Genomic DNA, 21,765 nt, shown 5'->3' on the forward strand with positions numbered 1-21,765 from the left:
CACTGGATTCCGACCCGAGACTCCTGCTATCGAATTAGCGATAGAGGGGGCACACCTTGGCAGATCGCCGTGTGCGCAGCGAAATTCGGAATCGGCAGCCGAGGGTGATTCCATGAACGGTCTGGCCATCGCTTCAATCTCCACCTTGGTATTTACAGTCATCGCAATCGCATTCATCTCCATCCAACATCATCTGGATAAGAAGGCATCCAAACTGTCCAAGGGCACATCCGAAGATAGGATGCTGGCTGAAAACCTACACGATATCTCACACCAAATGGATAGCGGCAAATACCTTTATCGCCATCTATGATGTCATTCATGACGATCATGTGACAAATGCCTGGTTCCTTTTCAAGTCTTTTAGCACAAGGAAAGGAACCTGGTATATTCAGGAAAGGGGATTGGACTCATGAAAATCACGGGCATGCTATTGGCGATGATTCTGGCGTTTCCCAGTTGCCCGGCAATTGTTTCCTTCACGGCGTCCAACGACGGAATACAACCATATGCACAATGCATTCCCCTCCCATGGTGGCATTGTAGGCCAGTCCATAGGGGATGACTAGGCGTGCAGCAAGATTAACGGATTCATACACGATGTCATTTAACACTGCGACGTCGATAGCCATCGTCGACAATGACACACGTTCTCTGGATTCCTTGTACCGGCTCTTAACCGAACGTCTACCGACAGCCCGTGTCATATGGATGGTCCAGTCAGCCAAAGAAGCGATGCCTCTGACCAAGTCGCACGCTCCGTCCTTATTGCTGCTGGACATGTCACTGGAAGGAGTCCAAGGGCCCAGCGCGTGCAGATTCATACGGAAACAGTCCCCCGACTTCCCCATTCTCGCGATGACGAGTTTCTCGCTGAACTTGTATGAAGCGAAAGCGAAAGCTGCCGGCGCACAGGGGCTGGCCAGTAAGAACACCGAAGACGGCATCATCACCGCCATCGACTCGGTGATTCGCAACGGCTCGATGGCGGGCTTCGAATCACGGCAACTCGCACACATCCGTCTAATGAACGAGACGGTTCACAATCAGCGGCTCACGTTGCGGGAGGAGGAAATCATCGACTTGTGCGCGGATGAAGGACTGCTCGATACCGAAATCGCCGGCAAACTCGGCATTTCAGAGGCGACCGTGCGTAAACACATGCAGCATATCATGCAGAAACTCGGAGCGCGAACGGCTCGTCAGGCGGTGGCGATATGGCTTTCACCACGTGGTTGAACCTCGGGAAGGCACCAACACCTTCGACTCCCCCGCTAAAAGTACGTATAGCCCTCTCATCCGCATTTTCGTCGTTGCTCATCATTCAATGGGCGTACAATCCCCCATCCGGCGGAATCGCATTGGCTCTCTCGCTCATGCAGGGGACTCTGCTAGCCAGTACCAGTATCCTGCCTCTGTCATCCTCCGTAGCGCTCATCGTCATCGACGGCCTGACGACGGTCTGTTCCAACGGCACGGGTCCCACGTCCACGTTCAGCGTGCTGTACGCGTTGGGATTGTTGTCATATATGACCTCGGACCGCATGGCGGCGATGCTGACCATCACGATGATCCTGCTGCAGGTGGTCTACACTGGACTCCCGAACGGTTGGAACGTCGACTTGTTCGTATTCGTATCCTTCATACCGTTCAGCGTCATGGCTTCGCTCGTCGGGCGATCGCTGCGTTGGCGAGAGGACGGATTCCTACGACAGATGAAACTTGCCCAAGCGGAGGACAATCTACGTCAAGCGGAATTCACTGCGCATGCCGCCCAGCGCATGCATGACGCCGTCACCGGGGAATTGTCACTCATCGCACGCATGGCCCAACATCATATCAGAGCAGGCAGCAACGATATCGACGATTGGCGTCAAATCAATGAGTCGGTGCTCAACGCGCTGGACAATACGCACAAGGTCGTCGATTCCCTCAATGAATGGGGCCAGGGCGTCCATGGCACGACATCCTCGGAGATGGAAACGTTTGCCAATCGCCTTCACCGAGTGTTGGACGACAACGACAGGCGCATAAACCGTCTCGGCTTCGAAGGGCGGAGCACCCTCAACATCGACGACGGTCCCGCCCCGATGAGCGAAGAGAGAATGACCCTCTGCACTGGATTCATCGGCGAGCTCTACGCCAATATCATCAGACACGCAAAACGGGAGTCATATGAGGTTTCCGTCGTATGGAACGACAGCGGCATCGAAATCACCACGTCCAACGCATTGTCCGACGAGGAACTTCCACAACATGGACAGGGCATGAAGTATTACCGCCGTGAAATCGAGCGCATCAGCGGTACCTTCGTCACGGGGCAACTGAATGACGGTACATGGTATTCGTTCGCGGCCATTCCTCCGCAATCCCGTGGTCGGGACCAGCAAAGCTGATCCCGACCGATTCCCGGGGATGGGAAACGTCACTTGGCGAGCTTGGCGAGCAGGAGCGCCTCGGTGATGACGTTGTTCTTCAGGCCGCTCAGGGAGATCGACTCGTTGGGGCTGTGCGCGTTGGCCTTCGGATCCTCCGGGCCGGTGACGAGCACCTGCGCCTCGGGGAAGATGCGCTGCAGCTCGGGGATGAACGGGATGGAGCCTCCCTGCCCCTGGTTGATGGGGGCGACGCCGAACGCCTCCTCCATCGCCTCGAGCGCATCTCTGGTGGCGACGGCGTCCGGGTCCATGGCCCAGCCGCGGCCGTTCTCCAGCCTGGTCACCTCGACCTCGGCGCCGAACGGCGGGTGGGAGACGAGGAAGTCGGCGAGCGCCGCCTGCGCTTCGGCGGGATCCTGCCCGGGGGCGGTGCGCAGCGAGAGACGGAAGCGGCTCTCGGGGCTGATCACGTTGAACGAGCCGTCGACGGGGTGCGCGTCGAAGCCGATGACGGTCAGGCTCGGCTTGGTCCACAGGCGCGAGGCGAGTGAGCCGGTGCCGGCGAGACGGTACGAGTCGACGATGCCCGCGTCGGCGCGCACGCCGGCCTCGTCCACGTCGCGCTGCAGGCCGCCGACGGGCTCCTCGGCGGCGATGCCAGGCACGGCGAGGTCGCCGTCGCCGTCGTACAGGGAGGCGATGAGCATCGCGGCGAGCGTGTTCGCGTCGAGGATCGGCCCACCGTACTGGCCGGAGTGGACCGGATGCGTGAGGGCGCGCACGGTCACGTCCACGCACGTGTTGCCGCGCAGGGAGGTGGTCAGGGAGGGGATGTCGGCGGCCCAGTTGCCGGAGTCGGCGACGACGATCACGTCGGCGGCGAAGTCGTCCCTGTGCTCTTCGACGAACGGGATGAAGCTGGCGGAGCCCATCTCCTCCTCGCCTTCGATGAAGATCCTCACGTTCACCTTGAGGTCGTCGCCGAGGGCCTTGAGCGCACCGGAATGGATGGCGATGCCGCCGCCGTCGTCCGCCGAGCCGCGGCCGTAGAGGCGGTCGCCGATCTCGGTGCCGACGAACGGGTCGGTGTCCCATGCGGCCGGGTCCGGCACGGGCTGCACGTCGTGGTGCGCGTAGAGGAGCACGGTGGGCGCCGCCGGGTCGACGATGCGCGAGCCGATGACCTCCCATGCTCCGGGCGTGCCGTCCGGGTTCGTCGACTGGACGACCTTCGCGTCGACGCCGACCTCGCGCATTTGCTCGGCGACGAATTCGGCCGAACGCCTCATGTGTTCGCCGGTGATGCCTTCCGCGGAGACGGATTTCAACGCGATCTTGCGGTTGAGGACGTCGACGATGCGGGTCCAATCGGATTCCACGCGCGCGCGGATGTCGTCCGGGGTGAGTCGGGGCATGCGTTGCTTCTCCTTTGCTGCACCTGTATATACGGTTATGGCCGAGCCCTGTCCGGGCTTCGCGCAAGTGCGGCCGAGGAGGCGCCCAACACCTCCTATGGCCTTGTATGGTGCCGTTTCGGCGCATCCTGCGCGTCTAGACGTCACCGTAACCTGCAAGCATGACATGGAACCCGTTGAAGAAGAAGGAATCCGCTCAGAAGCCTGTCGAGCAGGAAGCCGAGCAGCCGGCGGCGCCGGTCAGGAAGGACCGCACGAAGAGCGCGCCCACCCCCAAGATGAAGCAGGCCCAGGCGGCCGGCATCCGTCCGCTCGTGCCGACGGACCGCAAGGCCAGCGCCAAAGAGGCGAAGGCGCGCATGCGCGAGCGTGAGAACGCCGAATACGAGGCGATGCAGAAGGGCGACGTCGCGCACATGCCGAAGGCGGAGCGTCTGCCGTGGCGCATCTACATCCGCGACTACGTGGACGCCCGTTTCAATGTCGGCGAGTTCTTCATCCCCGTCGCGTTCATCATCCTCATCGCATCGATGGTCGTCACCTCCGTCGTCCAGGATCAGACCATCTCAATGGTCATGATGCTGCTCATGTACGTCTATCTGGCCGCGGTGGTGCTCGACGTGTGGCTCATGTGGCGCAAGCTCAAGAAGAAGCTCATCGCCAAGTACGGCGAACGCGCAGTGGCGAAGGGCTCGCGCTCCGCCTCCTACGCGTGGAGCCGTGCAATCCAGATCCGCCGCTGGAGACTGCCGAAGCCCCGCTACCCGAAGCGCGGTCATTTCCCGGAGTGATCCGCCTCGCCTCGGCTGTCGGCGCAATCGTCATCGACGGGCCTGGCCCCCTATGATGGGGGCCAGGCCCTTTTCATATGGTCATTGGAATACGCGGTGCGGCCCATGCCGCATCCGGCCAGGACCCCACCCATCGGACTGGAGGCATACCATGGCGGAATTCTTCGACCTCGCGATCATCGGAGCGGGTCCCGGCGGCTATTCCGCCGCATTGCGCGCGGCGCAGCTCGGGCTGTCGGTGGCACTCATCGAACGCGATGCCACGTTGGGCGGCACCTGCCTGAACCGCGGGTGCATCCCGTCCAAGGCGCTCATCACCGCCACGCACACCATCGACACGGTCCATCGCGCCGCGGAACTCGGCGTGCAGGCGCGCGTGGACGGCATCGACTACGGCCGTCTGCGCGACTACCGCAGGCACATCGTCGACACGATGACGGGCGGATTGGCCGCACTGCTCGCGCACCGGGGCGTCACCGTGTTCCACGGCGCGGCCACGGACCTGCGTCCGGCCACCGGCACGAGCGATGCGGACCGGTCGCATGATGGCGCCGGCGCGCGCACGGCGAACCTCGCCGTGACCGTCGTCGGAGACCCGGTCGAACGTTTCCGCAAGGCGGATGTGCCCGAGCCGATGGATTCCGAGATCGTCATCGAAGCGTCCGACGTGGTGCTCGCCACCGGCGCCTCCCCCAGGCCGCTGCCGTGCCATCCGTTCGCCGGAGCGCTCATCGATTCGACGCAGGCGTTGGAACTCGACGAGTTCCCCGCCTCCGCGGTGATCGTCGGCGCCGGCGCGGTCGCCATCGAATTCGCCTCCATGTGGAACGCGGCCGGCGTGGACGTCACGCTGCTGATCCGTAAGGACCGTGTGCTCTCCGGCTGGAACCGACGCACCGCTGCGACCCTGACGCGCGAACTGTCGAGGCAGGGCGTGACCGTCGTCAAGCACACGGCGGTCACGCGCGTGGACACGGGGGTCAATCTCGGCGCGACCGTCCACTACACGCAGGGCGGGGACGACACCGACCACGAGGTCTACGGCGAGATCGTGCTCGCCGCCATCGGACGCGACCCGGCAACCGGATTCGATTGGATGACGCGTGCCGGCGTGACGCTCGACGGCCACGGCTACGTCGAAACGGACCCGATGGGACGCACCCGGGCTCCGCACGTGTGGGCGGTGGGCGACATCACCGCCGGGCACGCGCTCGCGCACCGCGCCTTCGAGCAGGGCATGACCGTCGCCGAGACCGTCGCGGGACTCGACCCGAAGCCCGTGGACGAGACCACCGTGCCGCAGGTGGTCTTCTCCCACCCGGAAGCCGCCTGCGTGGGGCTCACCGGCCGCGAGGCCGAGGCCGAGCCGCAGCTCACGAACGTCACCGAGACCACGTATCCGATGCTCGGCAACGCGCGCATGCTGATGAGCGGCGTCGGCGGCGCGATGACGATCATCAGCGCCGAACGCGCGGACCGCCCCGGCGTCCCGGTGGTGGTGGGCGTACACATCGTCGCCCCAGTCGCCTCCGACTTGATCGCCGAGGCGGAGCAGCTCGTCGGCAACCGCGTGCCGCTGAGCGAGGCGGCACGGCTCATCCATCCGCATCCGACGTTCAGCGAGACGCTCGGCGAGGCGCTCCTCAAGGCGGACGGCCGCCCGCTGCACACGCGCTGAACGCGCCCGGCGGGCACAAGGCAACACGGTTCCGGGCGGCTCCCGCGTGCCCGGGGCACGTGTGCTGGTAAAATCAGCGGCCAGTATGCGTAAAACCGACTCCAAGTGAGGCAAGCAATGGCAGACAAGGACGAGAAGAAGCCCAAAAAGAACAGCACCATCAAGCAGATCATCCAGATCTTCCAGTTCACCTACAAGGACGACAAGCAGCTGCCTTGGCTGTGCGGCGGCGCGTTCATCGCCCCGGTCGTGCTGGTCGTGGTGCTCGGTCTCGTCTTCCATTGGACCTGGCTCACGTGGATCTTCACCGTCATCGCCGGCATCATGCTCGGCGTGCTGTTCGCCACGATGACGCTCACCAACCGCGCGGACCGCGTCGGCTACAAGCAGCTGGAGGGCCGCCCCGGCGCCGCCGTCAGCGTGCTGAGCAACATGAGCAAGGCCGGGTTCACCTTCTCCGAACAGCCCGTGTGGGTCGACCCCCGCACCAAGGACGCGATCTGGCGCGGCACCGGCTACAACGGCATCTACCTGCTCGGCGAGGGCGGCCACGAGCGCGTCAAGCGCCAGATGGACCGTCAGGAGCACGAGATCAAGGGCGTGACCGCCGGATCGTCCATCCCCGTGTACCGCATCGTCATGGGCGACGGCTCCAACGGCACCACCCGACTGCAGGATCTGCGCAAGACCGTGACCCGCAAGAAGAGCTACGTGCCGTCCAACCACTCCAACAAGCTGCTGGCCCGCATCCACCCGCGCCGCCGCTTCATCCTCACCAAGGAGGAGCTCGGCATCCTCAACGACCGCCTGCGCACCCTGCAGTCGAAGCGCGGCTACGGCATCCCGAAGGGCATCGACCCGAACCGCATGCATAAGGTCAGCCGCCGCGCCATGCGCGGACGCTGACGTGGGGTCAACCCCATGCCGTATGGGCACGTCACGTCACTGTCCAGTATCCGTCCGCGTTCCGGACATGCATGACGACCGACCGTCATGCCGTCGAACGCGGCGAACCCGCCGCCACGCAACGCATGCGATCGAGCGTTACCGGTCACGAAACATTCTCGTAACCGAAGTTACGAGCGGGCGAAACGAGCGTTCCTATGCTTTTACCCTGTAAGTCATCTCGATAAAAGGAGCGATCGTGGCTGAGAACAAGATCTTCGCCCATACGCCGGAAGAGGCCGAGGCCCTCATCAACAAGGAAGGCGTCGAGTACGTCTCCGTCCGTTTCACCGACCTGATCGGCGTGCAGCAGCACTTCACCGTCCCGGTCAGCGAGTTCCTGGACAACGCGTTCACCGACGGCATGCCGTTCGACGGATCGTCCGTGCAGGGCTTCCAGGCCATCAACGAGTCCGATATGAAGCTGGTTCCGGACGTGACCACCGCCTTCATCGATCCGTTCCGCAAGCACAAGACCCTCGACGTGGCTTTCTCCATCGTCGACCCGCTGACCGATGAGCCGTACTCCCGCGACCCGCGTCAGGTCGCCGGCAAGGCCGAGGCCTACCTGAAGTCCACCGGCATCGCCGACACCGCCTCCTTCGCCCCCGAGGCGGAGTTCTTCATCTTCGACAAGGTCCGCTACGAGAACTCCATGCAGCGCTCCTTCTACGAGGTCGACTCCATCGAGGCCCCGTGGAACACCGGCGTCGACACCGAAGAGGACGGCACCCCGAACATCGGCTTCAAGAACCGCGTCAAGCGCGGCTACTTCCCGGTGCCGCCGATCGACCACAACCAGGATCTGCGCGACGACATGGTCGCCAACCTGCAGAAGGTCGGCCTGCAGCTCGAGCGTTCCCACCACGAGGTGGCGGGCGCCGGCCAGCAGGAGATCAACTACCGCTTCAACACGCTGCAGCACGCCGGCGACGACCTGATGAAGTACAAGTACGTCGTCCACGAGACCGCCGCCCTCGCCGGCAAGTCCGTGACCTTCATGCCGAAGCCGATCGCCGGCGACAACGGCACCGGCATGCACTGCCACCAGTCCCTGTGGAAGGACGGCAAGCCGCTGTTCTACGACGAGCAGGGCTACGGCGGCCTGTCCGACATCGCCCGCTGGTACATCGGCGGCCTGATCAAGCACTCCTCCGCCGTGGTCGCGTTCACGAACCCGTCGCTGAACTCCTTCCACCGTCTGGTCCCGGGCTTCGAGGCCCCGGTCTCGCTGGTCTACTCGGCCCGCAACCGTTCCGCCGCCATCCGCATCCCGCTGGCCGGCACCTCCCCCGCCTCCAAGCGCATCGAGTTCCGCGCGCCGGATCCGTCCTGCAACCCGTTCCTGGCCTTCTCCGCCCAGATGATGGCCGGCCTCGACGGCATCCTCAACCACATCGAGCCGCCGGCTCCGGTCGACAAGGATCTCTACGAGCTGCCGCCGGAAGAGCACGCCAACATCAAGCAGGTGCCGAGCTCCCTCGGCGAGGCGCTCAACGCCCTCGAGGAGGACAACGACTTCCTCACCGCCGGCGACGTGTTCACCCCCGACCTCATCGAGACCTGGATCGAGCTCAAGCGCGACGAAATCGATCAGGCCCGTCTGGCCCCGACCCCGCTCGAGTACGAGCTCTACTACCACATCTGATAGGTTCGCGAAGGCGAACCGTGATGTTCCGAACCCCCGTGGATGCCGACCGCATCCACGGGGGTTCCCGCGCATCGGACCACAGTCGTCGATCCGCGCGTATTCCACGCATGGCGCAACCGTCATGGCTGCGCGCGAAATCCGTAGAATAGATTTTGGAAGGCGATGGCCGGTCGGCGGCCGTAGCCACGGATCATCAGCCACATCAAGGAGGGCGCTCATGGCGATCCAATCGACGATCACTCTGAACAACGGCACGGTCATCCCGCAGGTGGGTCTGGGCGTGTTCCAGACGCCGGACGGCGCGACCACGGTCGACGCGGTCACCGTGGCGTTGGAGGCCGGATACCGCCACATCGACACTGCCATGATCTACGGCAACGAGACGTCCGTGGGCGAGGGGCTGCGCCGTTCCGGCGTGCCGCGCGGCGACGTGTTCGTCACCACGAAGCTGTGGAACGACGACATCCGCGCCCATCGCGGTCAGGCCGCGTTCGAGGAGAGCCTCGAGCGTCTCGGCCTCGACTATGTGGATCTGTATCTGATCCACTGGCCGGCCGACGGCTGGCAGCAGGCGTGGGACGACCTGCAGGCGATCTACGCCGCCGGCCGCGCGAAGGCGATCGGCGTGAGCAACTTCCAGCGTCACCACTTGGAGGAGCTGCTGGCGAACTCGGATGTGAGGCCAGCGGTCGACCAGATCGAATCCTCCCCGCAGTTCGCCAACCAGGAGCTCATCGACTTCGCGCACGCGCAGGGCATCGACGTGGAGGCGTGGAGCCCGCTCGGCGGCACCGGCGGCAACCTGCTGTCCGATCCGCGTCTGGCCGCGATTGGCGCGAAATACGGCAAGTCGCCCGCGCAGGTCGTAATCCGCTGGCACATCCAGCGCGGCGTCATCGTCCTGCCGAAGTCCACGCACGCAGAGCGCATCCGCCAGAACTTCGACGTCTTCGACTTCAACCTGACCGGCGAGGACATGGCCGCCGTCAATGCGATCAACACGGGCCGCCGCAACGGCGCCGACCCGGACACGTTCGATTTCTGACGGATGGGCTCATCGCCCATCCTGTTCCCGGCGGCGGAAGGCGATGAAGCGACGAAAACGGTGGGGCTCCTCCTGTATGGAGGAGCCCCACCGTCGTATAGGTCGGAATGCCGCGCGGTCCGCGTGATCAAGAATCCGGATCGGCGGAATCACTGCGATTGCGCCGATTCTGATTTTTGATCACGGTGCGGCCGTCGCCGGCAGCGTCACCGTCACTCGGCGCGCTTGCGGCCGAGCACGATGCCGGCTCCGGCGAGCGCCAGTGCGAAGATGGCGATGGAGGCGATGGAGGAGCCGGTCTTGGACAGCTTCTTCGCACTCTTCTTAGCGGTCGTCTTCTTGGCCGCACTCTTCTTGGCGGCGGGCTTCTTCGCAGCGGGCTTCGTGAAAGGCTTGGTCTCGGGCTTGGTCTGGTTCTGGCCGCCGGGCTGCTGCGGCTTGGTCTCGTTCTTCGTCCACTTGGCGTATACGGTGGTGTCAGCGGACAGCTTCAGAGTGGTCAGGTCGACGGGCTTGGCGAGCTCCTTGTCCGCGAACCAGCCGGCGAACGTGTAGCCGTCGCGCGTGGTGACGGCGTCACCGGCATAGCTCTCGCCGGACTTCACCTGCTGCGGGGCGATGGCGCTGCCGCCGTTGGTCTCGAAGGTGAGCGTGAACGTCTTCTCGGCCTTGACCCACTTGGCGTAGAACGCGGCCCAGCCCTTGTCCACGATGGTGGTGTTCGGGTCGATCGGGCTGCCGCTCAAATCCTTGGAGGCATACCAGCCGGCGAACTGGTAGCCCGGCTTAGAGATGGTGAGGTACGGGAATCCGGGGCATTGCGCGATGGTCTTGCCCGTCGTGCAGGCGATCGACTGGTCGGACGCCTCGGAATCCGGATCCGTGTAGAAGTGGTAGTACACGGTCGGTTCGTCCGCGGCGGCGGCCGGAGCCGCCGTCTTGGCGGGAGCGGACTGCGCCGGAGCCGCGGCGGCGGGCTTCGCGGCCGACGCAACCGGCGCCGATGTCTTCGCGGCCGCAGCGGTCTTCTGGTCCTCAGAGGCCTTCGGAGCGGTCGCCGGAGATGCCGGCTTGGCCTGCGCGGCCGGCTTCTTGGCCGCACCGGGCTGCGCCTTGGCCGCACCGGGCTGCGCCGCAACCGATGAGGTCTGCGCCGCAACCGGCGCGGACTCGGCGGCACCGGCGGTCTGCACGAGACCGACCGACGGGACGATCATGCCGATGGTGAGCAGCGCGGCGATCAGCGGGCGCTTGAGCGCGGCGCCACGGCGCGTGTTCTTGAACTGTGTCATTGTTTCCTCCTCTAGGGAGGATGGGGACGGCGCCGTAACACGTCAGGTCGAGCCGACGTGTTACGGCGCCGTCCCCTCCCCTCTCATCATCCATCATCGTCCGTTCCCGCCGTGACGGATGCCCGCAGGTGAACGCGCGGATGAACTCTGGGGGAATACCGAGACACGGCCGCTCAGATCACGTGGTATTCCTTGAGCAGCGCGGCGATGTCGGTGCCGTCGAGCTTCTTCAAGATCTTGCCGAGCACGGCACGTTCCACGAAGTTGAGCTTCATGTCAGTCACCGGCTTGCCGTCACGCAGCTTGACCGTGGCGTTGAGCAGGTTGCGCACGTCGTACACACTGCCCCACACCTCGGGTACGCCGCGGTCTACGTCGAGAAGTGTGTACACCGCTTCCATGCCTGTGCGCATCGAGTATTCGGTGGTGAAGATCGTGTCGCGCGGGGTTTCGGCGAACTGGCCGAGGAACGCGAAGTTGACGGCGCCGTCGGGCACCACGTCCGGCCGGTCGCCGGCCGCGCGCGGCATGAAGAACGCGGTGATGTACGGCATCATCACCGGCACCGTGTTGGCATGGGATTTGGCGAGCGCCTCGATCCTCCCCGCCGGGACACCCATGTGGTAGAGCCACTCTTCGCAGATCTCCTCGCCGGTGCATTCGGTCATCGGCTTCTTCACATAATCGCCGGGCTTGTCCGGGAAGAGGCCGTAGACCCACACGCATAACTGGTCCTTGGGCTGGTCGCGGAACTGCTGCTGGCGGTTGAGGGTCCAGCTCATGAGCCAGTTGGAGTCGGTGACGGTGACGATGCCGCCGGTGACGACCTTGCCGGTAAACGGGTCGCGCTTGCAGATGCGTTTGATGTACGGCGGTATCTCGCCATCCAGCGTGGTGACGGTGGCGCTCATCCACTTGGTGGCCTGCGGATCGGAGCAGAACGTGTCCGGATGGCCGAAACTCGGGTCCTGTTTGGCGATGCGGCGCCACATGTCCCAGCCGCCGCCAGGCTTCAGGTCCGGATTCCACGGTGCGGGCGAATGCTGCGAGCCCATGGTGGAGTTCTCGACGCATCCGCCGTTGGTGATGAACACGTAGTCGTCAGCGGTCAGGTCGATGGACGATTTGTCGCCTTCGTGGTCGATGTCGATGCGCACGGCGAGCTTCCTGGTGTCGGAGCTGAACGGGTTGCGCTTGAAGACGCCGGAGGTCGCCTGGATCTTGAGGATCGTGTCCTGGCCCACGCCGGTGCGCTCGCGCCTGGGACCGTCCCCGCCGCCGATGGCGAACTCCACGTTCTCGACCTTGGTGTTGTAGTGGAACTGCACACCGTGCGATTCCAAGTACTTGACCATCGGCAGGATCATCGACTCGTACTGGTTGTAGCGCGTGAAGCGCAACGCCGAGAAATCCGGCAGGCCGCCGATGTGATGGATGTAGCGCTTGATATACAGCTTCATCTCAAGCGCGGAATGCCAGTTCTCGAAGGCGAACATGGTGCGCCAGTACATCCAGAAGTTGGAGTCCAGCACTTCGTCGTCAAAGAAATCGGTGATCGGCCTGTCATAGAGCTCCTCATCGGGCGTGAAGAAAAGCTTCATGATCTCCTGCGCGGCCTTGTCGGACAAGCCGAACCTGCCGTTGGTCCCGGCGTCGTGGCCGCGGTCCTTGGTGGCGCGGCACAGCGAGTAGTTCGGGTCCTCCTTGTTGAGCCAATAGTATTCGTCGAGCACGGAGACGTCGGGGGTCTCGATGGAGGGAATGGAACGGAACAGGTCCCACATCACCTCGAAGTGGTTGTCCATCTCGCGTCCGCCGCGCATCACGTAGCCGAGGCCGGGAATTTCGGCGCCGTCGCACGCGCCACCGGGGACCGCGTCCTTTTCGAGGATGTGGATGCGCTCGCCGGGCATCTGCGCGTCACGCACCAGGTAGCATGCGGCGGACAGTGCCGCGAGCCCAGTGCCGATGATGTAGGCCGATTTGCCGTCAACGCCTTCGGGCTTCTTCGGATGGGCGAACGCCTCGTAGTTGCCGTTGGAATAATACATGCTCCGCCTCCTTGGGGATGAGTTGACATGACGTCAACTTCGTGTCATGGACATACTGTCGCATTTTCTTCCCTCTCGCCATAGACAGTACGCCGGGTTTCGACGAATATCCACCCGTCAAAGCCCGGCACACGGAATAATCGGAGGGAACGGCGTCATCGCGCACGATTCCGGTGGCCCTATCGCTTTTCAGGGGCTACTATGGAATCGTGACCTAGTCCGCACTGCATCGAAGCGGTACGGCGGCACCGTCCGGAGCACGTCATCACGTTCCGGGCATGAACAGAAGGGAATGATGATGACCGACAACAACCAAGTGCCCCAGCCCCAACCCCCTTACGGCCAGCCGCCTGAATACGGCGCGCCGCAGGTGCCCGCCTACGGCCAGCCCTCCCCTGTCCCCGCGCCTGCGCAACCCGCATACGGCACACCCCAGCAGAACCCGTACGCCCAACCCCAAGCCCCGTATGGTGCGGCCCCGGCGCCCGGGTACCAGCCTCCCGCATACGGCCAGCAGCCCCAGTTCCCCTATGGTGCGGCTCCGGCGGCCCCCGGCTACAGTGCTCCGCAAGCCCAGCCGAACGATCAGGGTTCGTTCGGCTGGGCGATACTCGGCTTCTTCATCCCGCTTGTCGGCCTCATCCTGTTCCTCGTATGGAAGGATTCCAAGCCCGGCGACGCGAAGAAGGCCGGCATGGGCGCGCTGGTCTCCGTGGTCGTCAGCGTGGTGCTGTGGCTGCTGATGATCATCATCGGCGTCGTGGCCGCGTCCTCCTCCGCATTCGCCGTGCTGCTGTGAGCCCGGACCGTTGACCGGCCCACCGCCGGCAACCATCGCCTCGACGTGTCCCGTGTGGTCCGCCTCCTTACCGGGAGGCGGACCACACGCGTTCGGGCCGCATCCCGCCCGCCTCCCGCTGCCGTTGGGTACAATCGTTGCGGAACATCGACGCATGCAAGGACGGGAATATGACGGACGGTCAGTTGGCTTGGGATTTCGACGCGATGGACGCGACCGACGGCGCGGCCCAGGGGCTGCCGTCCGTCGTGGCCGATGAGGGCATCGCGCATCTCGCCCCGGGCACCGAACGGTGGATTGCCGCATTGCAGGCGACCGACGCCGACGCCGTCCGTCTGGACCGGCTCGACATGGCGTCGTTGAACTCCGAGAATGCAGCGCGTCTATGGGCGCGCGTCGCCGCATGGGTGGAGTCCGATCAGATCGCCTACTACATCGACGACGCGCCCGTCTCCTCCGACACCGCATATGATGCGCGCCTGCGCTGTCTGCAACGGCTTGAGGCCGCGTTCCCCGCGCTCGACAACCCGCAGAGCCCGACGCATCGGGTGGGCGGCACGTTCTCCAACGATTTCACATCCGTACGTCATCCGAGCCGCATGATGAGCCTCGACGACGTGTTCTCCATCGAAGAGCTCAGGGACTGGTACGATTCAGTGCGCCGCGACCTCGACTGGCCGGACGGCAAGGCCCTGCCGATGAGCTGCGAGGTGAAAATCGACGGTCTCGCGCTGAACCTCATCTACCGCAACGGCGTGCTCGAACAGGGCCTCACGCGCGGCGACGGCGTAACCGGCGAAGACATCACGCTCAACGTGCGCACCATCGGCTCCATCCCCGCGAACCTCGGCGGCGACACAGGCGACATCCCCGAATTCGTGGAGATCCGCGGCGAGGTGTTCATGCGATGGGACGACTTCCACACGTTGAACCGCGAGCAGGAGGACGCGGGCCGCGCCCCGTTCGCCAACCCGCGCAACGCGGCGGCCGGCTCCCTGCGCCAGAAGGATCCGCGCATCACCGCGACCCGCCGATTGAGCTTCTACGCGCACGGCATCGGCACGTTGCGCTGGGGCGCGGGCCGCGCGGCCGGAACGCACGATGCGGTGAACGATCAGTCCGAAGCGTACGCATTGTACGAGAAGTGGGGCGTGCCGGTCTCGCCGCACAATCGCACCGTCACGTCGTTCAGCGAGATTCTCGCGATGATCGACTACTACGGCGAGCATCGCGGCGACATCGAACATGCGCTCGACGGCATCGTCGTCAAGGTGGACGATCTGGCGCTGCAGCGCACGTTGGGCGCGACCTCGCGCGCGCCACGCTGGGCCATCGCCTACAAGTACCCGCCGGAGGAGGTCAACACCGAACTGCTCGACATCACCGTGCAGGTGGGCCGCACCGGCCGTGTCACCCCGGTGGCGATCCTGAAGCCCGTGTACGTGGCCGGCTCCACGGTGGCGCGCACCACCCTGCATAATCCGTCTGAGGTGAAGCGCAAGAACGTGCTCATCGGCGATACGGTCGTCGTGCGCAAGGCCGGCGACGTGATTCCCGAGCTCGTAGGCCCCGTGCTGGAACGCCGCAAGGGCCGGGAGGGCGAATTGCGCGAGTTCGTCATGCCGGAACACTGCCCCTCCTGCGGTGCGAAGCTGGCGCCCGCCAAGGAAGGCGACAAGGACATCCGCTGCCCGAACGTGGAAAGCTGCCCCGCGCAGCTGACCGAACGCGTGATCTCGCTCGCCTCGCGCAAGGCGTTCGACATCGAGCATCTGGGCGACCAGTCGGCCGTCGCGCTGACGAATCCGGAGGAGAACCGGCCGGATTCGGTCGCGACCTACGCGCCGAACATCACGGAGATCCTCGTGCAGCCCGGCGAGGAGCCGGAACCGTACGAGCCGGTCGAAGGACTGTCGCTGCCGGAACGGCAGACGCCGGTGCTGTCCTCCGAGGCGGGCCTGTTCGCCCTGACCGCGGCGGACCTGAAGGACGTGCGTGTGTGGCGCGAGGCGCCGATCATCGAAGTGCATGAGACGGTCGGCACGAACGGGCGGAAGAAGAAGACACGCAAGCGTGTGGGAGGTTCCGGCCTGTGGCATCAGGTGCCCGCGTTCTGGACCACGCCCACTGCGGCGAGGAAACTCACCGCGAAGCAGCTTCAGGCGCGCGCAGGCGCACCGGACGCGAACGACGTCACCGTGACCGCCTATCCGGACTACGACGTGCCGACGGACGCGGTCATCGTACGCGTGGACAGCAAGCGCACGCGTGCGGGCGAGGCCGACGTGCCGGTCTACATCCGTCCCGGCGAGAACACGCGCAAGATGTTCGACGAGATGGACAAGGCGCGTCACGCGGACCTGTGGCGTGTGCTCGTGGCGCTCTCGATCCGCCGGCTCGGACCGCCGACCGCGCGCCTGATCGCCTCGTCGCTCGGTTCGCTCGACGCGATCGCGGCGGCGAGCGAGGAGGAACTCACCGCGATCGACGGCGTGGGCCCGGAGATCGCTCAATCCGTGGTGAACTGGTTCGCGGCGGCGCGCGAGCCCGGTGACTGGCGCGGCGAGACGCTGCGCGCGTGGAAGGCCGCCGGCGTGGGCGTGGCCGCGGCGGAGGCGAGCACGCTGCCGCAGACGCTCGCCGGCAAGACGGTCGTCGTCACCGGTTCGCTGGAAGGGTATTCACGCGATTCCGCGAAGGAGGCGATCATCGCACGCGGCGGCAAGGCGGCCGGTTCGGTGAGCAAGAAGACCGACTGGGTCGTCGTCGGCGCGAACGCCGGCTCCAAGGCCGCCAAGGCCGAGGAGCTCGGCATCCCGATGATCGACGAGGACGGGTTCGCCCACCTGCTCAAGACCGGCGAGATTCCAGACGCAGCCCCCGAGGCATCGGCGACCTCCGAAGAGCCGGAGGGCAACACGCGTACTGTCGAATCGTGACCGTGACGGCGGCCGATTCGCCGCCGGCTCTGGCATGGCGTGCCGGCACACGCTAAGGTGGGAGCCGCCCGAACGAAGGAGGAAGCACCGCATGAGCGACGCGCGCAGGATTGAAGCCGACATCTACGAACGATTGAGCCGTGTCATCGACCCGGAACTCGGCCGTTCCGTGACCGATCTGGGCATGATCGCCGCCATCGAGGCGGCGCCGTCGAACACGGATGTGCGCGCTGGCGTCGACAACGACGGCGATGCCCGCGACGCCTACGATGTGACCGTGCACGTCGAACTCACCGTGCCCGGATGCCCGTTGAGCGAGACCATCACCAACCAGATCAACGGCGCGGTCGCCTCCTACCCGGATGCGACGCTCACCCCGCACATCGAGGTCGGTTCCATGAGCCGTGACAAGCTTGACGACCTCGTCGCCGACCTCAAGGCCGAGCGCAAGCAGAATCCGTTCAACAAGCCCGGCATCACAACGCGCATTTTCGCGATCGCCTCCGGCAAGGGCGGCGTCGGCAAATCGTCGGTCACCGCGAATCTGGCGGCCACGTTCGCCGCGCTCGGCTACGATACGGCCGCGATCGACGCGGATATCTACGGTTTCTCCCTGCCCCGCCTGTTCGGCGTGCACACGCAGCCCACGAATCTGAACGGCATGCTGATGCCCGTCACCGCATGGGGTGTCAAACTCATCTCCATCGGCATGTTCGCCGGCGCGGACCGTGCGATCCTGTGGCGTGGTCCGAGGCTCCAGCGTTCGCTGGAACAGTTCCTCTCCGACGTGTGGTGGGGCGAGCCGGACGTGTTGCTGCTCGACCTCGCCCCCGGTACCGGCGACATGGCGATCTCCGTGGCGCAGGCGCTGCCTAATGCGGAACTCGTCGTCGTGACCACGCCGCAGCCGAGCGCCTCAGACGTGGCCGTGCGTTCCGGTCTCGTGGCGCTGCAGGTGCCGATGAAGGTGCGCGGCGTGGTGGAGAACATGAGCTGGTACGAGCACAAGGGCGAGAGGCTGGAGATCTTCGGCCATGGCGGCGGCGAGCGCGTAGCCGAACAGCTCACCGAGGCGCTCGGCTACGAGGTGCCTCTGATGGCTCGGCTGCCGTTGGAGCCGGAGCTGCGCGAGACCGGTGAGGCCGGGCGTCCGGCCGTATTGGATGCCGAAGGCGCGCTGCGCCCCGACGGCATCGGCAACGAGTTCCGGGCGCTGGCGGAACGGCTCATGGCCGCCTGACGCCTCCTTGAACGGGCGGTGACGGGCGTCACCCGTTCAAGGAGCGGATGAACTGCGCCTGGACCACATCAATGCCACTGCCGCCGTCGTCGTTCATGCGGGCGGCCGCGACGGACAATGTGCGAGCCGGCACGAACATGCCTTCGTCGACGGTGAGACGCGCCGCGTCACGCACGATGTCCGCGGCCTCGGTGTGCGGCCAGACGGGCAGATCGTGCGAGGCTAGGACGTGCGCCGCCTCGTCCACGTTCTCCGGAACGCGGATGCACTGGGAGTCGGCGCGGGCGACGAGCTCCTGCAGCTCGCTTTCCAACGAGTCGATCTGCCCGGCCGCGATGTGATCGCTCATCAGATAGGATGCCACCGCCGTGTCGAAGCGGTCCTGCATCCATTCCGTGTACGCGAGACGGTAGTACGCGAAGGCGGCGTCGTCCCGGTCGAGTGCGACGCGCAGCGCGTTGAGGCATGCGGCGCGCGCCGAATCCCAGTCCTCGCTGCGTGCCAGCTGCACCGCGAGCTTGAGATGCGTGAGCGGATAGGCGGGCGCGTAGGCGACCATGGCGTTCAGATGGGGCAACGACGCCTTCGCCCCCTTGATCTGGGCGAGCACGTCGGCGAGTTCCATGTGCGCGTAGAACAGGTTGTCGGGGATGAGCACGGTGCGCTCCCCCTGCGTGGCGAACAGACGGTTGTAGATCACGCGCTCCGCATACGAGTTGAAGTAGCGTGGGACGCCGTCGCCCCGTTTCCACATGGCGTCGAGGCGGCCGATCGCGGCCTCGGCCGCCTCGAACGCCTGATTCACTCGCCCGCCGAACAGCAGATCGCGGGCCTTGAGCCGCTCACGGTCGAGCTCGTCGGCCACGGTCATCGCGATGGACGGCGTATCGCGTCCATCGATGAGCGCGCTCGTCACGTTCGACGCCTGGTCGGCGAGTTCCGGGTCGCCGATCATGTCGATGATCCGCATCGCCTCCTTCGCCTTGGTCACCGAGGGCATCGCGTCATCGCCGGCGATGCGGTGGAAGTCGGATTCGGCCCGTTGCAGCAGGTCGACGCGTTGGATGGACAATCCGACCGCGTCGCCGGTGCCGAGCACGCGCGCGGCCTCGGGCGCGAACACGTGGTCGGACATTTCGGGCTGCTCCTGGGCGCCGATGGGGGCGAACCGCTGGTCGCGCAGGTCGAAGCCGGCGCTGACCGGTTTGAGCGCCCCGTCGCCGTCGACGTCCATCACCGCGTCGAACATGTGGTAGGTCTCCATCGGATGGTCGAGGGCGTCCTCGTCGATGCGGGCGAGGAACGCCTCCCTCGGGAACGCCACGGTGGCGAGGTTGCGCACGGTGGGATTGCGCTTGAGCACGTTCATCGGATCGATGTCGTCGTCCTGTTCCCCGTCTCCGTCGTAGTCGCCGTCGTAATCGCCGTCCATGTCGGCGGATGAATCGATGCCGTACGGATCCGCAGCATGCCCGTCGCCGTCGCCGTCATCACCGGGCATGGCGAACGCGGCCTCATCGATGTCGACGCCCTGCATGAGGTCCTCGAAGCGGCGCTCGATGCTGTCGTCATGCTCCCCAGGCGCCGTCGCGGCACCGGATTCGGCATGCGTTCCGGCCTGCGCCGCGGACTGGGCGCCCGACCCATCGGCGTCCTGCTGGTCGCGGTCGGCCAACGGCTTGGTGGGCGTGTGCGTGGGGTCGCCATGATAGTCGCCGTCCTTGGGCTCCGATTTGCCGCGCACCGCGCCCATGCCGCCGGTGTGCATGCGTTCGAACGCGCTCAGCGCCTCGCTCATCATCTCCTCGATGGCGGAATCCTGCTCGGCGACGGCCTCCTCCAAACCCAATGAGTCTACATGCAGGGACACCTCGCGCACACGGTCACTGGCGGCGAAGCTCATCGCCGCCATGATCAGGCCGACGCGCAGATTGTAGGCGGCGCTCATCTCGGCGCGCTCCCGGTCGCTCAACGCCACCCAACGATGCTCCGACTCGTCATAGCGCGTCGCGGGCATCATCGACACGCCAGCGGTGGTGAATCCGATGGCGACGCGGCCGGAGGCGAGGTCGGAACGGATCTCCACGTCGAACCGGTACGGCAGGCGCAGACGCCGCACCAGCAGCGCCATGCTCTGCCGGTACACCCATTCCGAACCGGTGTCGCCATGCTCGCCCGCCTGCTCGCCTATGCCTCGTGCGATGCGATGCGCCTGCGCGATGAGCGAGGCCATCGCATGATGGTCCGCCCCACGGTCCAGCCGCACATCATGCCCCGTGGCGGCGCCGTCGAGAGCATTGCGCTCGCCCGCCGCGGTCGCCGAGGAGCGGCCGGAGTCATCCGCGCCGAGCGCGAGCAGCGCGGGGTCGTCGAGCAGCTTCAGGTCGATGGTGGCGGCCTGCGCGCGCGTCACCGTCTCCTCGGTGGGTTCGAGACCGAGTCGCGCATTGCGTTCCAGCCATGCGCTCACCGCGGCGAACCGGTTGAGGTTGCCTTCGATGGCGAGCGCGCGCAGGGCCGGTGCCAACGACAGGGAGGAGTCCCATCCGAAGAAGTACGAGCCGGAGTAGCTGGACGTGTACAGGTGCAGCGGTTCGGCGCCGTGCACGGCTTCGAGGCCGGGCGCGTCGTCGAGCGCGCCGGCCTCGTGCATGAGTTCGGCGAAATGGTCCTCGAGCCCCGACACGCGCATGCCATGCGCCCGCATCGCCATCATGTCGCGCACGGAACGGCGGATGGCGCCCATCGGGGCCTCGCGGTTGAGCCTGCGGAAGATGTTGCCCGCGCCGAATCCGACCAGCATGCCGCGCATCTGGGGCAGCATGTAGGCGGCGAAGAACGCGATGGCGACGGCGTCGCGGTATTCGAGTCCTTCACGCATGTCGCGGGACAGCGGGTAGCGCATCTGTTCGAGCGTGTAGCCGCCATGGGCGCGGTCACGGCGCCACGAGGCGAGCCAGACCATCCGCCCGCTGTCGTCGCGGCCCACGACGCCGCCGCCGACTCGGCCGTCGCCCGGTTCCTTGGTGAGCATGAACCTCGGTTCCATGCCCTGCACGTCCATGCCGATCCGCGTGCCGACGAAGACGCGCCCCTTGCCGTCCGCGACCGCGATCTGCGAGAAGTGGTCACGGTCGGCGAACACGCCGAGCGAGAACCCCGTCCCCGCGGCGCCCTTGCCGCCGGGCAGCTGCGCCCATCCGAGGGTGAGACGGCCCGGCACGTCCTCGAAGTCGTATGTGCGGCGTTTGACAAGCGGGCCGAGCCGACGCGAATGGCTGGCAAGCTCCTGCGCCACGTCCATCTCCAGACGCGTGGGAGCGGTCGAGCCGCCGTCCGAGGCGTCCTTGACGAACCCGCCGGCGATCGCGGCCTGCGACGCCTTGTCGATGGTGGCCCCGAACGGGTCGACCGATTCGAACGCGCCCCGGCCGGAACGCGTCAGATGCATGGCAAGCCCACGTAGCCGCCCCATCGCGTCCTTCAGCGGATCGAACGGGCTTCCTTGGTGATGCAGCTTGCGTACTGACATGCCTCACAT

The 21,765-nt window shown here is 65.5% G+C and carries 15 protein-coding genes; 11 read left to right on the top strand and 4 right to left on the bottom strand.

All coding sequences use genetic code 11. The features are described from left to right. The first annotated feature begins 112 nt into the window (after window positions 1-112). The 3 genes from BFAL_RS03970 (at window position 113) to BFAL_RS03980 (ending at window position 2,396) form a co-directional block, all read left to right on the top strand. Window positions 113-313, top strand: a complete 201-nt coding sequence (locus BFAL_RS03970) for a hypothetical protein (protein WP_055427125.1) — start codon at window positions 113-115, stop codon at window positions 311-313. 287 nt (window positions 314-600) lie between these two features. Continuing rightward, window positions 601-1,239: a response regulator transcription factor gene (locus BFAL_RS11755; RefSeq protein ID WP_055427126.1), complete on the top strand. Its 639-nt coding sequence runs from the start codon at window positions 601-603 to the stop codon at window positions 1,237-1,239. Continuing rightward, window positions 1,218-2,396, top strand: a complete 1,179-nt coding sequence (locus tag BFAL_RS03980; protein ID WP_152973522.1) for a sensor histidine kinase — start codon at window positions 1,218-1,220, stop codon at window positions 2,394-2,396. Before BFAL_RS11755 ends, BFAL_RS03980 begins: the two co-directional genes overlap by 22 nt. A gap of 29 nt (window positions 2,397-2,425) precedes the next feature. Here BFAL_RS03980 and BFAL_RS03985 read toward each other — a convergent pair whose 3' ends face one another. Further along, entirely contained in the window at window positions 2,426-3,793 is a 1,368-nt protein-coding gene (locus BFAL_RS03985; RefSeq protein ID WP_055427128.1) for a dipeptidase, read from the bottom strand. Between the two features lie 161 nt (window positions 3,794-3,954). Between BFAL_RS03985 and BFAL_RS03990 the strand changes: the two genes are divergently transcribed. The 5 genes from BFAL_RS03990 (at window position 3,955) to BFAL_RS04010 (ending at window position 9,903) form a co-directional block, all read left to right on the top strand. After that, window positions 3,955-4,584: a DUF3043 domain-containing protein gene (locus tag BFAL_RS03990; protein WP_055427129.1), complete on the top strand. Its 630-nt coding sequence runs from the start codon at window positions 3,955-3,957 to the stop codon at window positions 4,582-4,584. Window positions 4,585-4,735: 151 nt separating this feature from the next. Further along, entirely contained in the window at window positions 4,736-6,262 is a 1,527-nt protein-coding gene (locus tag BFAL_RS03995) for a dihydrolipoyl dehydrogenase family protein (RefSeq protein ID WP_055427130.1), read from the top strand. A 117-nt stretch (window positions 6,263-6,379) separates the two neighbouring features. Further along, window positions 6,380-7,168, top strand: coding sequence for a DUF4191 domain-containing protein (locus BFAL_RS04000; RefSeq protein WP_055427131.1), 789 nt, complete (start codon window positions 6,380-6,382; stop codon window positions 7,166-7,168). A gap of 253 nt (window positions 7,169-7,421) precedes the next feature. After that, entirely contained in the window at window positions 7,422-8,855 is a 1,434-nt protein-coding gene (gene glnA / locus BFAL_RS04005) for a type I glutamate--ammonia ligase (protein WP_236691663.1), read from the top strand. A gap of 220 nt (window positions 8,856-9,075) precedes the next feature. Then, window positions 9,076-9,903 (top strand): aldo/keto reductase, encoded by an 828-nt coding sequence (locus BFAL_RS04010; protein ID WP_055427133.1) that lies wholly within the window; start codon window positions 9,076-9,078, stop codon window positions 9,901-9,903. A 212-nt stretch (window positions 9,904-10,115) separates the two neighbouring features. Here the strand turns inward: BFAL_RS04010 and BFAL_RS04015 are convergent, their stop codons facing one another. Together BFAL_RS04015 and BFAL_RS04020 are read right to left on the bottom strand one after the other, a co-directional pair. Further along, window positions 10,116-11,195 carry an InlB B-repeat-containing protein gene (locus tag BFAL_RS04015; RefSeq protein WP_055427134.1) on the bottom strand — a complete coding sequence of 360 codons (1,080 nt, stop codon included), beginning with the start codon at window positions 11,193-11,195 and terminating at the stop codon, window positions 10,116-10,118. 173 nt (window positions 11,196-11,368) lie between these two features. Further along, window positions 11,369-13,246: an oleate hydratase gene (locus tag BFAL_RS04020; RefSeq protein ID WP_055427135.1), complete on the bottom strand. Its 1,878-nt coding sequence runs from the start codon at window positions 13,244-13,246 to the stop codon at window positions 11,369-11,371. 298 nt (window positions 13,247-13,544) lie between these two features. On the opposite strand from BFAL_RS04020, the gene BFAL_RS11705 reads away from it, so the two are divergent. The 3 genes from BFAL_RS11705 (at window position 13,545) to BFAL_RS04035 (ending at window position 18,224) form a co-directional block, all read left to right on the top strand. Further along, window positions 13,545-14,045 carry a DUF805 domain-containing protein gene (locus BFAL_RS11705; protein ID WP_201780442.1) on the top strand — a complete coding sequence of 167 codons (501 nt, stop codon included), beginning with the start codon at window positions 13,545-13,547 and terminating at the stop codon, window positions 14,043-14,045. A gap of 170 nt (window positions 14,046-14,215) precedes the next feature. Continuing rightward, window positions 14,216-16,984, top strand: a complete 2,769-nt coding sequence (gene ligA, locus BFAL_RS04030) for an NAD-dependent DNA ligase LigA (protein WP_082440350.1) — start codon at window positions 14,216-14,218, stop codon at window positions 16,982-16,984. Between the two features lie 91 nt (window positions 16,985-17,075). Then, window positions 17,076-18,224 (top strand): Mrp/NBP35 family ATP-binding protein, encoded by a 1,149-nt coding sequence (locus BFAL_RS04035; RefSeq protein WP_055427136.1) that lies wholly within the window; start codon window positions 17,076-17,078, stop codon window positions 18,222-18,224. A 28-nt stretch (window positions 18,225-18,252) separates the two neighbouring features. On the opposite strand, the gene BFAL_RS04040 is transcribed toward BFAL_RS04035, so the two are convergent. After that, window positions 18,253-21,756, bottom strand: coding sequence for a tetratricopeptide repeat protein (locus tag BFAL_RS04040; RefSeq protein ID WP_055427137.1), 3,504 nt, complete (start codon window positions 21,754-21,756; stop codon window positions 18,253-18,255). Window positions 21,757-21,765 lie beyond the last annotated feature (9 nt).

This window comes from Bifidobacterium aesculapii, from assembly GCF_001417815.1.
Lineage (GTDB): Bacteria > Actinomycetota > Actinomycetes > Actinomycetales > Bifidobacteriaceae > Bifidobacterium > Bifidobacterium aesculapii.